This window comes from Flavobacterium sp. H4147 (assembly GCF_029360735.1).
Taxonomy (GTDB): Bacteria; Bacteroidota; Bacteroidia; order Flavobacteriales; family Flavobacteriaceae; genus Flavobacterium; species Flavobacterium endoglycinae.
In genome coordinates, this window is the sequence record NZ_JARKNB010000004.1 from 636,378 (window position 1) to 651,898 (window position 15,521).

Below are 15,521 nucleotides of genomic sequence, written 5' to 3' on the forward strand. Positions count from 1 at the left end.
ATTGCCATTGTCTTTTGTCATTGATATTGTTATTGCCATTACCATTTAAAAAACCGAACTTTGCCGGCCAATTTAATCTCATGAATTCATCATTATTTTACGGTATTTTACAGAAAAGATTTCCTTTTGCACCTACTTACAAACAGGATGTTTTTTTTCAGAAAATTGCCATTTTTTTAACAGAGCCCAAGAACGATACAATTTTTGTATTGAAAGGATATGCCGGAACCGGAAAAACAACCGTGATTTCGACAATCGTAAACAATCTTGGTGATATCAATAAAAAATTTGTGCTCCTTGCGCCAACAGGACGTGCCGCAAAAGTAATTTCGAATTACTCAAATACTCAGGCTTTTACAATTCATAAAAAAATATATTTCCCGAAAAAATCATCGGCAGGCGGAGTGGCTTTTACCAAACAGGTCAATAAACATAAAAACACCATTTTTATCGTTGATGAGGCCTCGATGATTTCTGATAGTACTTTAGACAGCGGTTCGCTTCTTGACGATTTGATTTACTACGTATATTCGGGGAACAATTGCAAAATGATTCTGTTGGGAGACACGGCTCAGCTGCCGCCCGTAAATCTTGATATTAGTCCTGCTCTTGATATTCAGACGCTTGGTGTTCATTATGACAAAGAAATCGAACATATCGAACTTGATGAAGTAATGCGTCAGGAAGAAAATTCGGGAATTCTTTACAATGCAACTGAATTACGTGAACTATTGAAAGAATCGTTTATAACGGAATTCCGATTTAATGTAAAAAAGTTTAAAGATATTGTTCGTCTAACGGATGGATACGATATTCAAGATGCTATAAACACAGCCTACAGCAATTATAGTATTGAAGATACCGCGTTTATTGTTCGCTCGAACAAAAGAGCGAATCAATATAACGAACAAATCAGAAGCCGAATTTTGTTTAAAGAAAGTGAACTTTCGGTTGGGGATTTTTTAATGGTGGTAAAAAATAATTATTTCTGGCTGAAAGAAACAGATGCTGCTGGATTTATCGCCAACGGAGATATTATTGAAGTTCTGGAACTTTTTGGAATCAAAGAACTTTATGGATTTACTTTTGCAAAAGTAAAAATCAGAATGGTCGATTATCCAGATCAAATACCTTTCGAAACGGTTTTAATTTTAGATACTTTAAAAAGCGAATCACCGTCTTTAACTTATGAAGAAAGCAATCGTTTGTATGAAGAGGTTATGAAAGATTATGAAGATGAACCAACGAAATACAAAAGATTTCAAAAGGTAAAAGAAAACGAATATTTTAACGGACTTCAGGTAAAATTCTCGTACGCTATAACCTGTCACAAATCGCAGGGAGGGCAGTGGAATACGGTTTTTATCGAACAGCCTTATCTGCCAGACGGAATTGATCGCGATTACATACGATGGCTTTATACGGCAATGACAAGAGCTAAAAATAAATTATATTTGATAGGATTTAAAGACGAAAGTTTTGAAGAGTAATTAATTTTTTTCCGCCACGAATTCACGAATTATTATACGACAAATCGTGAATTCTTGGCGGAAAAAATTGCAAAGCAGAGACGATAATAACGAGAAAAACTTTTCTCATAACAAAATATAAAAATGAAAATAATAGCGGTAATTCCAGCACGATATGCTTCAACTCGTTTTCCTGCAAAACTGATGCAGGATTTGGGAGGTAAAACAGTAATTCTTAGAACCTACGAGGCCGCAGTTTCGACAAAATTATTTGACGATGTTTTCGTGGTAACTGATTCTGATTTGATTTTTGATGAAATTGTTTCTAATGGTGGAAAAGCCATTATGAGTATCAAAGAACATGAATCAGGAAGTGACCGAATTGCTGAAGCTGTAGCGAATCTTGATGTTGATATTGTGGTAAATGTTCAAGGCGATGAACCTTTTACAGAAGCCGGACCTTTGGAGCAAGTGTTGTCGGTTTTTAAAGATGATAAAGATAAAAAGATTGATCTGGCTTCGTTAATGCATGAAATTACCAGTGAAGACGAAATCAATAATCCGAATAATGTAAAAGTGGTGGTAGACCAGTCGCAGTTTGCGTTGTATTTTTCAAGATCGGTTATTCCGTATCCAAGAGAAAAAAATGTGGGAGTGAGGTATTTTCAGCACATCGGGATTTATGCTTTCAGAAAACAAGCGCTATTAGACTTTTACAGTCTGCCAATGAAATCTTTGGAAGCTTCTGAAAAATTGGAACAATTACGTTATTTGGAATTCGGAAAACGTATTAAAATGGTAGAAACCACACACGTAGGAATCGGAATCGATACAGCAGAAGATTTAGAGAAGGCGAGAGCTATGCTTAGAGATATTTAATTAAAAAAGCTCCAAATATTTGGAGCTTTTTTAATGTAACCAACAGAAATTAATATACAACCACAGAAATAATTTTACCATTTAATCCGTAAAATTGTATACTGGAATGGTAATCTTCGCAAGTATAATCCATCGAGTAAATTTTTGTTTTTCCAACGAAACTTTCGTTATAATCTCCAAAACAAGAAGTAGGTTTGTTTATTATTTCAAGATCAAAATTGGTCTTTTTTTCTCTGAAAGTTTCTGTATCAAATTTGATGAATGCGGTTGGCGCAAATTGAATGCGAAAAGCTTTTCCATTTTTTAAAACAATTTCATAAATACCATCTTTAGTTTTGTATTTGTTTGCGGTATATTCCTTTTTGTTTATACCTGAACCAACATTTATTTTGAAATTTTTTGCAACAGGAAGTCCTAAATAACTCTGAGCGATATCATCATTTTCTCCTATAAGAGAACGTAGTTTTATTATATTCGGATGTTCTGTACGCCATTTTTTTACAGCAGCCTTTATTTCTAAAGTATATCGTGTTTGTTCTGCTTTTGAAAATTTATCGTACCATGTTTTGCAGGCGTTTTTAGTGTATCCGTTATTGTGAAAAAACAGCATATCTGTTTTGTATAATAATGAACATGCATTATCGGTATCTCCTAGTTCTATTTTTAATTTTGCTTCTTCTATTTTTAGGTCTTTGGAAATATGGTATTGGAATTTACTATTGTCAAAATAATACTCTGCGTATTCTTCAAGCTTTTTTAAAATATCAAGGAGTTCATTTTTATCGGCATTAGGATTGGCTTTTTTTTCTGAATAAACATTTTTTAAATCTTTGTAATCAGCCGTGTTTTTTTCTTGAAATGCAGTAGAAATTTTAAACAGATTGGATTCATTAAATGCTTTAAGATCATGATCTGAATTTTTAGCTAATAAATTGATTTTATCGATATGGGAAAGAATATCTTCTTTTTTAAATTCATTAAGATAAGCATTTGAAAAGTGTTCTAAAGCGCGGTAAAAGAAATAACCCTCACTCCAGTAGCCATTTTTTAATTCTTTTTCTCCTTCTTCCAATGATTTTATTGCGAAATCATAATTGGTCTGCGATTGCAGATTAAAAGCTTCGCTATTATTTTTTTCTAATAGTAAAGAATTACGAAGATTAATCAACGCGTTTTTATACTGATAAGGATTATTATAAGCTTGTAAATATGCTTTGGCAAGAGCTAAATAATATTCTGAATTTTTGTCTTTACTTTTAGGCAGGTTAGATCTTGAGATCGCATAAGTTGATCCTATAAGATCTTGTTCTGTATCAATGATGGATGAGGTTTGAGAGTTTGCATTTTGAATATTTAGTGCTAATAGAAGTAAAATAAGCAAAAATTTACTGGTCTTCATAATACTGGGAATAAGTTGTTTTTGGTTTACTGAAGTATTAAAATTGGGTGTATGCCTCAATTAATAATTGGGGCTAAAATAATATTTATTGGACTTTATCTTGTTAAAATAAAGATGTTTTTTGATGGTTATTAATAACCAATTACTGCTGGATTGTACATAAAAAAAGCCCCAGATCGAAATAATCTGAGGCTTTGTATTAATTAACGTGATTTAATTTTTTAGTACAAACTTGGAAATTTAGAAGGATTAACTTCATTCATCATTTCGTAAACTTTCTCGAAGATATCTTCAGCAGAAGGTTTAGAGAAATAATCACCGTCAGTTCCGTAAGCAGGTCTGTGTGCTTTTGCGGCAAGAGTCTGTGGTTTGCTGTCCAGATATTTGTAAGCATCTTGTTCTTCAAGAATCTGCTGTAAAATGAAAGCAGAAGCACCTCCAGGAACATCTTCGTCGATTACTAAAAGACGATTTGTTTTAGCAATACTTTTTACAATATCCTTATTGATATCAAACGGAAGTAAAGATTGGATATCAATAACTTCACATTCAATTCCTAAATCAGATAATTCGTTAGCTGCCTGCTGAACCAATCTTAAAGTCGATCCATAAGACACTAAAGTAATATCAGTACCTTCTCTTAATGTTTCCACCACACCAATTGGTGTTTTAAATTCACCAAAATTTAGAGGCGTTTTTTCTTTTAAACGATATCCGTTTAAACATTCGATTACTAAAGCAGGTTCATCGCATTCCAAAAGTGTATTATAGAATCCTGCTGCTTGTGTCATATCTCTTGGAACTAAAACGTGAATACCACGAATAGCATTAATAATCATTCCCATTGGAGAGCCAGAATGCCATATACCTTCTAAACGGTGTCCGCGTGTTCTGATGATTAACGGTGCTTTTTGTTTTCCGACGGTTCTATATTGTAATGTCGCTAAATCATCACTCATGATTTGAATAGCGTACAGTAAATAATCTAAATATTGAATTTCGGCAATAGGGCGTAAACCTCGTAATGCCATTCCAATTCCCTGACCAATAATTGTTGCTTCACGAATTCCAACATCGGCAACACGAAGTTCTCCGTATTTTTCCTGCATGCCTTCTAAACCTTGGTTAACGTCACCAATGTTTCCAACATCTTCTCCAAATATTAAAAGTTCTGGATATTTGTGGAATAAAGCATCAAAATTGTCACGAATTACCATTCTTCCGTCTAAATCCGGTTTTGCATCTTCCGCGTATTCAGGAAGTACTTTTTCTACAGAAAATACATTTTGAGCCGATTCAGAATGCTGATTACTGCTGAATTTTTCTTGAGTTTCATTTAAGAATCTCGTAATCCAGTCTGATAAAAGCATTTTGCTGTTTGGAACTTCAATAAAACGAAGAATCTTTCTCGCATAAACCAATAATTCTTTCTTTAAAGGTGCTTTAATAGCAGCCAATTCAGAAATTAATTTTTTGATTCTTTCTTTATGATTAATGCTTGCTTCAGCAATTTGCTCTAATAGATTTAAAAGATTGTTCTGCTCCTCAATAATTGGATTGATAAAGTCATTCCAAGCTTCTTTTTTAGCTTCTAGGACTTCTTTTTTAAGCTGTAAATCCAATTCTGCTAATTCTTCTGGAGAAGCAATATTGATCGCAATCATCCACAAACGCATCTGGCGGATACAGTCAAAATCTCTTTCCCAGGCAAGTCGGTCTGCGTTTTTGTAACGTTCATGAGAACCTGAAGTTGAGTGACCTTGTGGCTGCGTTAATTCATTTACATGGATTAAAACTGGAACATGTTCTTCGCGTGCGATAGCGCCGGCTCTTTCATAAGTCGAAACCAATTCGGCATAATCCCATCCTCTTACTCTAAAGATTTCATAACCTTTAGAATCTTCGTCACGCTGATATCCTTTTAAGATTTCAGAGATATTTTCTTTTGTAGTTTGATGTTTTGCGTGAACAGAAATTCCATATTCATCATCCCAAACACTCATTACCATCGGAACTTGTAAAACTCCTGCGGCATTTATCGTTTCAAAAAATAAACCTTCAGAAGTACTGGCGTTTCCAATAGTTCCCCATGCTACTTCGTCTCCATTTACAGAAAATTTGTCTTTGATGGTAATTCCGTCAACGTGTCTGTAAATTTTAGAAGCCTGAGCTAATCCTAATAATCTAGGCATTTGCCCTGCAGTAGGCGATATATCTGAGCTTGAATTTTTTTGTTTAGTAAGGTCCTTCCAAGATCCGTCTTCGTTTAAACTGTGTGTTACGAAGTGTCCGCCCATTTGTCTTCCGGCTGACATTGGATCGTAAGCTAAATCAGTGTGGCCGTATAAACCTGCAAAGAATTGTTTTGCGTTTAATTCGCCAATCGCCATCATAAAAGTTTGATCGCGATAGTAACCAGAACGGAAATCTCCTTCTTTAAAGGCTTTTGCCATAGCTAGCTGAGGCACCTCTTTTCCGTCGCCAAATATTCCAAATTTAGCTTTTCCGGTTAATACTTCTTTACGACCTAAAAGGCTGCATTCACGGCTGATAACTGCAATTCTGTAGTCATTTAAAACTTCAGTTCTGAAATCTTCAAACGTTAATGTAGTGTTGCTTTTTTCTAATATCATAATCTTGAGGGTCAAGTTTAGACTGCGAAATTACTTAAAAACAATCAATAATCATAATTCTTTAAAATAAATATAATTCAATTATTTGTATTTAAAACGAAAAAACTGGGTGTTTTATTTATGTAATTTTTATTGATTTTGTGTTTTTGTTATTAATAATTTATGTTTTTGATTAAAATTTATTTAATTAAAACCATTTTCGAGTAAAAAGAGTAACTAATGTTTTTGGAGCGATTGTAATTATAAACCTAATTTTTTGGGTGTATTTGTCTTGTGCAATTTCCCATCCGTTATTTGAATACACTGGAAAATAAAGTTCAAAATAATCAGGAACTAGATTTAAGCGCACACCTGTATCATATGCAAAGTACTCATTTTGATGCTTGTTTTTTAAAAATCCAACGTCTCCATATAATTCAACCCAGTTCCAGACTGCATAACTGGCATTCAAAGTCGTCATCCATTGATTGGCATACGAAGGTTCGATTTGTGATTTAAAACCTCCTTCTGCAATTACATACTGCTGGCTGAAAAGTCCAGTGCTTTCTGATCTTCCCAATAAATTATAATCAAATAAATAATCAGTGGGTCTGTCTAAACCAAAACTAAAATAATCGGAATTTGTTGTATTGTAAATGAAACTTCCAGCAAATAATCGCAAATTTAGTTTACGGTTGTTTTCAAATAATCTTCTGTATTCTATTTCTCCCGAAACTTTTCCAAAACCGTTTGAAAACTGAACGTCGGTCATGAAATTAAAATGATTAATGAGTTCTGTTTTCGTATTGGCATAACGAGCATTAAAAATCGAATAATTGGGTTTGGAATTATCAGTTATATATTCGCTTTCTTCTCGGTTTACAATTACTTGGCGAAGTAAAATCAATTGTTTACGATTGTCTCTGAAGTTTTCTTCACGAATACGAATCTGAATCATCGGATTCAATCTTAAATAAGTAGCATCAGGTGCATAATGAAAGTAATTCTGGCTTAAAGAATACCGAACATTGTATAAAGTACTGTTTCGGTAATACTGGCTCCACGAAAAAGCAGATGAACCTGACAAAGTTCCTGCTTTGATAGAATAAGCAGGATTAATATCAAATGTAAACGGTTTGTCTAAAATGGTTTTGTTATGAAAACGTACTCCCGGTGTAATTCCGTCATAATAGTTATACGTTACAGTTGGAATATACAATATTTGATTGTAATACGGATCTTCTAAATCTTTCGCAAAATTAAATTTAATAGGACGATTGGTAATGGCAATGCTTTTTAATGATTTCCAATTGTTTCTCTGGTTGAATTCTGGAACTTCATTATCGTAATTAATTACTAGTTTATCGGCATTTTTGCGATCAAAATGATAAATTGAATCTGCTTTCAAAGGTTCAATCCATTCTTTAAAAACCACTTCATTTTTTTTGAGACCGTAAATTGAAATTGGAGCATATACGCCGGTTCTGTTTCTTATAGCAAATTGAACACTATCTGGAGTTCGTGTAACATGTCCAAATTTATAATCAATAATATCTCTTGAATCAATAATGGTTTTAAAGAACCAATCAATGTTTTTTGGACTTTTATTGATTAAGATTTTTTCAAAATCATATCGATTGGTTTGTTCTTTTTTATTTAGATTGTAAAATTCCCGAATACTTTCGGGTACGATATTCTGATCTAAATAGTCATCTAAATAACTTAAACTTAAACCTGCGCGATATTTACTGGCAATTTGTTCGTTGAATTTGATCAAAGTGTTTTTTGGATCACCAAGAGGCTGATCCAAGTTTTTACGAGCCATCAACATGTAGTAATAGCTGTACTGCTCATTAAAAGTTAAGTTGGTGATATTATAACTTTTAAAAAGTTTCATTCTCGAAAGTCTTCCAAGCATTTTCTGATCCAGATGATTTTGCTCCATATATTTCATCATGGCATAAATCTGAATTCCATCATAAACCCAGTTGTCTTTTCTTGGATCCAGATGAAGACTGTTTTTTAAGTAATTATTCAGATAAGTTTTGAAAAATGTAATTTCAAACATAAAATCATCGGTGAACGGACTCAAAAACGAAGGCAGCTGATTTAAACCGTAAAACGGATTACGTTCATAATCTGCCTGCGAAACCATGATTTTGCTGTACGGATATTTTCCAATAAAATCATTTGCAAAAGTCGCTACTCGATTTATAATAATGGCTTTTTCAATTTCGGTTATCTTTTTGTTTTTTAAGTCCGAAAGTACTTCGATTGTGCCATTGTCATAACTCATAAAAGTATTTTGTTTTTGAATGACTAAGCTGAAATCATTTCGGTTCTTTCCTGTATAACTGTAGTTGGTAAAAGCAGTATTGGTAATGTCTTTTGCAACCGAATCCAAATCGGTTGATATGGAATAATTGTTAGGCACTTTTATATTCACTTCGTAATCAGAAATAGCATTGGCAATATCGTCGAGATTGAAGTTATTGTTTTTCACGAAAGTGTGATTTTCAAAACGGGCAGGAGTTAAAAACCAATTTTTTAAATTCATCCCGCCATTCTGATCAAAACCATAACGCGTAAATTTATCACTTGGAATTTTGGAAATATAAGTAAGATGAAGATCAATTTGTTCGCCTGGAGGTAGTTTTTGATTCAATCGGACTACGATATAATCAGGATTTTTTTCGGTTCGTTCCCACTCAAACGCCATAAAATTAGAATCGGTCAGACTTAAAATGGTTGTATTTCCTCTTTCTGCAGCTTTTGCTAAGTGAAAACCTCTATAAAATTCATCCGAGAAACGTCTTGCCAAAGGTGTATTTTTATCAGCGAACGCGTTGTTCCAGTCATTTAACACAATTGAAACCAAAGTATCATTTGAAGTATTATAAAATGTAATATCTTGTTTTACATTTAGTGTCTTCAGTTCAAGATTAACCGCCACTTCCATCTTAGATCGATGTTGTGCGTACTGTTTTATCGAACTGAATAAAACAAAAAACAGGATTATAATTTTATATAATGGCTTCAAAGATTTGGCGCAAATTTAAATTACGTGCATAAAAATGTTTTCGGTTCTCTGTAAAAATAGCATAAAAAAAGCTGTTTAAAAAACAGCTTTTTAAAATTAACCATAAAATTCATATAATTTCACATTAACAGCTTTGTTTTATGCTAAAAAAGTAAGAATATTTAGTGAATTTATGTTGTTATATTGATTAGAAATTCGGACTTAAGTCGTATTTCTTGTAGAATTTATCCAAAGCCTCAACTACTTCATCTTCAGTATCTACAATCTTGAATAAGTTCAAATCTTCTGGACTTACCGTATGCATTTTCTCGACTAAAACTGTTTTTACCCATTCGATCAAACCAGACCAGAATTCAACACCAACTAAAATAATTGGAAATTTCCCAATTTTCTTAGTCTGGATCAAAGTAATTGCTTCAAACATCTCATCCAAGGTTCCAAAACCACCTGGCATTACCACAAATCCTTGAGAATATTTAACGAACATTACTTTTCTCACAAAGAAATAATCGAAATTCAAATTTTTATCGTGGTCAATGTATGGATTGAAATGCTGTTCAAATGGAAGTTCGATATTCAAACCAACCGAAATTCCGCCTCCTAAATGTGCGCCTTTATTTCCGGCTTCCATAATTCCGGGACCACCGCCTGTAATTACACCATAACCAGCTTTACTGATCTTGAAAGCAATTTTTTCGGCTAATAAATAATATTTGTCATCTGGTTTCGTTCTCGCCGATCCAAAAATAGAAACACAAGGACCAATTCTTCCCATGCTTTCGTAACCGTTAACAAACTCAGCCATAATTTTAAAAATTGCCCAGCTGTCATTACTTTTAATTTCATTCCAGGTTTTTTGCTTTAAACTATCTTGGATTACTTTATCTTCATCATTATCAAAATCTTCTAATCTCATTTTAGGTATTTTAATTTATTATTTTATTTCATTGTTTTTGTTTTGGAAGAGCTGTTTCGATATCGCTCTAACTTTTTTAAATGCTTGATTTTTTCAAAAAAAGCGGATACTAAATTAACTCTTTTTTCTAGAATTGTTACAGGAAACACAAATTATAATCCAAAAGTAATCTTATGATAATAATCAATTTGAGTTTTTTGATTCATTATCAATATCTTAAAAAAGAATATTTCTGGAAAAAAGTTTTGTTTTTACGGAACTGAATAGGGGCGATTCAATAACCTTAAATCTATTAAAATTGTTGTGGCAAAAAGGATTTGTTTCTACGAAATTTACTTATGGAGTAAAATTAAATTCCAATTCATATAAAAGGGATAAATTGCTTTATCCCTTTTAGTTTTATTCTAATTCTTTCTTTAAGAACTTAGCAGTATAGCTTTTCTTACTCTGTGCCACTTCTTCTGGAGTTCCTTTGGCAACCAATTGTCCGCCGCCTTTTCCTCCTTCTGGACCAATATCGATAATGTAATCGGCAAGTTTGATAACGTCCATATTGTGTTCGATAACCAATATGGTGTTTCCTTTATCGACTAATTTATTAATAACGTCCATTAGAACGCGAATGTCTTCAAAATGAAGTCCGGTTGTTGGTTCGTCAAGAATGTAAAACGTATTTCCCGTATCTTTTTTAGATAATTCTCCGGCTAATTTAATACGCTGCGCTTCACCGCCAGAAAGTGTTGTGCTTTGCTGGCCAAGCGTGATATATCCTAAACCAACGTCTTGAATGGTTTTTACTTTTCTGTAAATCTTCGGAATGTTTTCAAAGAAAGGAACGGCTTCGTCAACCGTCATATCCAAAACATCCGAAATTGATTTTCCTTTGTATCGAATTTCCAGTGTTTCTCTATTGAAACGTTTTCCTTGACACGTTTCACATTCTACATAAACATCTGGAAGGAAATTCATTTCGATTGTTCTTACACCAGAACCTTCACACGTTTCGCAGCGTCCGCCTTTTACGTTAAAACTGAAACGTCCGGCTTTGTAACCGCGAATCATACTTTCAGAAGTCATTGTAAATAGATTTCTGATTTCAGTGAAAACTTCTGTATAGGTTGCGGGATTTGAACGTGGCGTACGACCAATCGGACTTTGGTCAATATCGATTACTTTGTCTATATGTTCTAAACCTTCAATCTTTTTATAAGGCTGTGGTTTTTTTACACCATTAAAATAATGAGCATTTAGAATAGGGTAGAGCGTCTCGTTAATCAAAGTTGACTTTCCACTTCCAGAAACTCCTGTTACACAAATCAATTGTCCTAAAGGAATTTCTATAGAAACATTTTTTAGGTTATTTCCAGTAGCTCCTGTTAGTTTCAAGAATTTTCCGTTTCCTTTTCGTCTTTCTTTCGGAATTTCCAGTTTCATTTTACCGTTCAAATATTGAGCAGTAATGGTGTCTGAAGCTAAAGTTTCTTTTGGCGTTCCCGTACTAATAATCTGTCCGCCGTATTTACCAGCTTTTGGACCAATATCAATTACATAATCGGCTGTTTCAATCATGTCTTTGTCGTGTTCGACTACAATAACCGAGTTTCCGATGTCGCGTAATTGTTCTAATGAATGAATCAGTTTTTCATTGTCTCTTTGGTGTAAACCAATACTCGGTTCATCCAAAATATATAAAACACCTACTAATTGCGAACCGATTTGGGTTGCCAGACGAATACGCTGTGCTTCACCTCCAGAAAGTGATTTTGAACTTCGGCTTAAAGCCAGATAATTCAAACCAACATTCATTAAGAAGTTCAAACGGTCTTTGATTTCTTTTACTACTTCAGAAGCAATTAAAAGCTGTTTATCGGTTAAATGATTTTCTAAATCCAAAAACCAAGCTGTTAAATCTGAAATGTCCATATCACACAATTCGGTGATATTTTTTTCATTTACTCTAAAGAATAAAGCTTCTTTTTTAAGACGAGAGCCTTCGCAAACAGGGCACGCAATTTCATCCATGAAATCTTTAGCCCAGCGTTTTAAAGTTGTAGAGGCACTTTCGTCATATTGATTTTTGATGAAATTTGAAATTCCTTCAAAATCAATTTTATATTCTCTTGTTACGCCAAGATCTTTTGAGTTGATCGAAAATTTATCTTTTCCGCCATGTAAAATCATGGTCATAGCTTCTTCAGGAATTTTCTCGATTGGATCAGTAAGTTTGAAACCGAATTTTTCTCCAATAGTTTCTAATTGTTTGAAAATCCATGATGATTTATATTCGCCAAGAGGAGCAAAACCACCGGCCTTAATCGATAATTTAGGATTTGGAATAATCTTTTTTACATTAATTTCATGAACTGTTCCTAATCCGTTGCAATGCGGACAAGCTCCTTTGGGAGAGTTGAATGAAAATAAATTTGGTTCTGGATTTTGATATGAAATTCCCGTTGAAGGACACATTAAGTTTCGGCTGAAATAGCGGACTTCATTAGAATCTTGATCTAAAATCATCAAAACATCTTCACCATGATGCATGGCTGTATTGATACTTTCGGCCAATCTTTTCTGGGTGTCCGGATTATCTTCGATAACCATTCTGTCAACTACAATTTCAATGTCGTGTGTTTTATAACGATCAAGTTTCATTCCGGCAATTAAATCCTGAACGTCACCATTTACGCGGACTTTTAAAAATCCCTGTTTGGTGATTTGTTGGAATAATTCGGCGTAATGACCTTTTCTGGCTTTAATGACCGGAGCAAGAATGTTGATGCGTTTCCCTTTGTAGTCTTGAATAATCAGATTTTTAATCTGCTCATCAGAATACGAAACCATTTTTTCGCCTGTATTGTAGCTGTAAGCATCAGCGCCACGAGCGTATAAAAGTCGAAGGAAATCATATATTTCAGTAATAGTTCCTACGGTAGAACGCGGACTTTTACTGGTAGTTTTTTGTTCAATAGCAATTACCGGCGAAAGGCCGTCGATTTTATCAACATCTGGACGTTCTAAACCGCCAAGAAATTGTCGGGCATACGCCGAAAAAGTTTCAATATAACGACGCTGTCCTTCAGCATAAATAGTATCAAATGCCAAAGAAGATTTTCCCGAACCTGATAAACCGGTAATTACAACCAATTTTTCACGCGGAATGGAAATGTCAATATTTTTTAGATTATGAACTCTTGCACCAAGAACTTCAATAGTGTTGTCTTTATCTAACATAAATTTTAGCAAAAACGCAAAGTTACCACTTTGATTTGTTCTTTTTGTACTCGATCGTAAAAGTTTATGTTACAAATAGTAACAAAATGAAGTCGCAGATTAAGATCTTCAAAAAATGTTTTATTCAATTGTCATTGAACGTAGCTTCATTCTGTAGGCCTCTAATGCTATAGATTTTGAAATGAAACCGAAGTATTTTTCATTTCGTAAAACAGGAAGAAATGCAGTTTTAGATCTTTCGAATTTGGTCATTACAACTTCCATACTATCGTGTGATAGAATTATTTCAGCAGGAGTTTTCATGACGTCTTTTATCTGGGTGTATTTTACACGATATGCATTGAAAATGATTTCACGGATATCGTTGAAATGAACCACACCAACCAAATCTTTTTCATCATTAACAACAGCAAAAACGACTTGATTAGAATGTGAAATAAGATCAACCAGTTTGCTTAGATTTTCTTCTGGATGAACGGTTAAATAATCACATTGAATGATGGTGTCAATATCCAGAGTAGATAAAATGTTTGAGTCTTTATTGCTGGTAAAAGCGTGACCTTTTTTTGCTAGATTTTTTACGTCAAGCGAATATTTTTCATATCGTTTAGAAATAGCAAAACTAATAGACGAAACAATCATAAGCGGAATCATTAATCCGTAACCTCCTGTAATTTCGGCAATAAGGAATATGGCTGTCAGCGGTGCGTGAAATAAGCCACTTAAGATTCCTGCCATTCCTACCATTGTAAAATTGCTGATGGGTAAATGTGATAGACCTGTGAGACTTATTAATTTGGAGAAAAAATATCCCAGATACGATCCTAAGAAAAGAGAAGGGGCAAAGTTTCCTCCGTTACCACCGCTTCCAATTGTAAGTCCAGATGCAAATACTTTTACCATCATGGTCGCCCCAACAAACAGAAGTAGTACCCATTCATTGTTTCTAAAATCACCAAACAAGGTGTTGTTTAGTAATTGGCCTGGATTTGCTTCGGATAAAATTTTAATGCTTTCATACCCTTCACCAAAAAGTGTTGGAAAAATAAAAATCAATAATGCTAAAAGTGACGAACCTATTAAGGCTTTTTTATAAGTACCAATTTGTTGTTTGGCAAAATAATGCTCAACTCTCTGGAAATTCCTTGAATAATAAATGGCTACAAGCCCTGTTAAAACTCCTAATATGAGATAAAAAGGAATATTGTGATAATCGAAATTTTCTTGTTTTTTGAAAGATAAAAGGATCGATTCGTCTAACACAATTGCAGATACTAAAGCACCTGTTGCGGCAGAAATCATAATAGGTGTAAAAGCAGAAATACTCACATCGACTAACAATACTTCGATGGCAAAAAGCACACCTGCAATTGGAGCATTAAAAGCGGCAGCGATTCCAGCAGCAACTCCACAGCCAATTAGCAATGTTCGATCTTTATACGCTAATTTATAGTTTTGTGCATAATTGGAGCCAAATGCAGCTCCAGTAATTACGATAGGACTTTCTAATCCGGCAGATCCTCCTAAACCTACAGTTAAGGAGCTGGTTATAATCTGCGCATACATTTGTTTTTTCGGAATGATACTTGCTTTTTTGGCAACCGCATATAAAATTTGAGAAGTCCCTTTTTGAATAGTTCCGTTTAAAACTTTTTTAACCACAAAAACGGTCAGTACAATTCCAATAATGGGAAGAATACTGTTAATGAAACTCAATTTTAAAATTCCGTTAATATAAGTGGCAAAAGAAAAAACGCTGTGAGCAAAAGTTTTCAAGACAATTACGGCAAATGCGCATGAAATCCCAACCAATACGCTTGATAAAAAAATAAATTGCTTTGGCGTCAATATAGATTGCGATAAAGCAATTATGCTTTCTAGTCTTTGAAAAAGTTTTTTTATCATTATTTTTTAAAAAATTTACCGAGAATACAAATTTAAGTGTAAACATTCGATTTTGTCTAATTTTTCAAGC

8 protein-coding genes are annotated in these 15,521 nt (G+C 33.7%); 2 read left to right on the forward strand and 6 right to left on the reverse strand.

Annotated features, from left to right (window positions below; all coding sequences use genetic code 11):
• The first annotated feature begins 80 nt into the window (after positions 1 to 80).
• Both P2W75_RS20150 and kdsB read left to right on the forward strand, forming a co-directional pair.
• Positions 81 to 1,490, forward strand: a complete 1,410-nt coding sequence (locus P2W75_RS20150) for an ATP-dependent RecD-like DNA helicase (protein ID WP_276381835.1) — start codon at positions 81 to 83, stop codon at positions 1,488 to 1,490.
• 123 nt (positions 1,491 to 1,613) lie between these two features.
• Positions 1,614 to 2,348 carry a 3-deoxy-manno-octulosonate cytidylyltransferase gene (gene kdsB, locus P2W75_RS20155; protein WP_276381836.1) on the forward strand — a complete coding sequence of 245 codons (735 nt, stop codon included), beginning with the start codon at positions 1,614 to 1,616 and terminating at the stop codon, positions 2,346 to 2,348.
• Between the two features lie 49 nt (positions 2,349 to 2,397).
• Here the strand turns inward: kdsB and P2W75_RS20160 are convergent, their stop codons facing one another.
• From P2W75_RS20160 to P2W75_RS20185, 6 genes are all read right to left on the reverse strand, one after another.
• Positions 2,398 to 3,747, reverse strand: coding sequence for a hypothetical protein (locus P2W75_RS20160; RefSeq protein ID WP_276381837.1), 1,350 nt, complete (start codon positions 3,745 to 3,747; stop codon positions 2,398 to 2,400).
• Positions 3,748 to 3,968: 221 nt separating this feature from the next.
• Entirely contained in the window at positions 3,969 to 6,380 is a 2,412-nt protein-coding gene (locus tag P2W75_RS20165; protein WP_276381838.1) for a thiamine pyrophosphate-dependent enzyme, read from the reverse strand.
• Positions 6,381 to 6,567: 187 nt separating this feature from the next.
• Positions 6,568 to 9,318, reverse strand: a complete 2,751-nt coding sequence (locus P2W75_RS20170; protein ID WP_276381839.1) for an aminopeptidase — start codon at positions 9,316 to 9,318, stop codon at positions 6,568 to 6,570.
• A gap of 268 nt (positions 9,319 to 9,586) precedes the next feature.
• Positions 9,587 to 10,315 (reverse strand): TIGR00730 family Rossman fold protein, encoded by a 729-nt coding sequence (locus P2W75_RS20175; RefSeq protein WP_207295521.1) that lies wholly within the window; start codon positions 10,313 to 10,315, stop codon positions 9,587 to 9,589.
• Between the two features lie 399 nt (positions 10,316 to 10,714).
• Entirely contained in the window at positions 10,715 to 13,546 is a 2,832-nt protein-coding gene (gene uvrA, locus P2W75_RS20180) for an excinuclease ABC subunit UvrA (RefSeq protein WP_276381840.1), read from the reverse strand.
• A gap of 120 nt (positions 13,547 to 13,666) precedes the next feature.
• Positions 13,667 to 15,451, reverse strand: a complete 1,785-nt coding sequence (locus P2W75_RS20185; protein ID WP_276381841.1) for a chloride channel protein — start codon at positions 15,449 to 15,451, stop codon at positions 13,667 to 13,669.
• Positions 15,452 to 15,521: the final 70 nt, after the last annotated feature.

Coding starts and splice junctions, on each gene's coding strand:
- P2W75_RS20150 (WP_276381835.1), top strand. CDS start 81: ATGAATTCATCATTATTTTACGGTATTTTACAGAAAAGATTTCCTTTT.
- kdsB (WP_276381836.1), top strand. CDS start 1,614: ATGAAAATAATAGCGGTAATTCCAGCACGATATGCTTCAACTCGTTTT.
- P2W75_RS20160 (WP_276381837.1), bottom strand. CDS start 3,747: ATGAAGACCAGTAAATTTTTGCTTATTTTACTTCTATTAGCACTAAAT.
- P2W75_RS20165 (WP_276381838.1), bottom strand. CDS start 6,380: ATGATATTAGAAAAAAGCAACACTACATTAACGTTTGAAGATTTCAGA.
- P2W75_RS20170 (WP_276381839.1), bottom strand. CDS start 9,318: ATGGAAGTGGCGGTTAATCTTGAACTGAAGACACTAAATGTAAAACAA.
- P2W75_RS20175 (WP_207295521.1), bottom strand. CDS start 10,315: ATGAGATTAGAAGATTTTGATAATGATGAAGATAAAGTAATCCAAGAT.
- uvrA (WP_276381840.1), bottom strand. CDS start 13,546: ATGTTAGATAAAGACAACACTATTGAAGTTCTTGGTGCAAGAGTTCAT.
- P2W75_RS20185 (WP_276381841.1), bottom strand. CDS start 15,451: ATGATAAAAAAACTTTTTCAAAGACTAGAAAGCATAATTGCTTTATCG.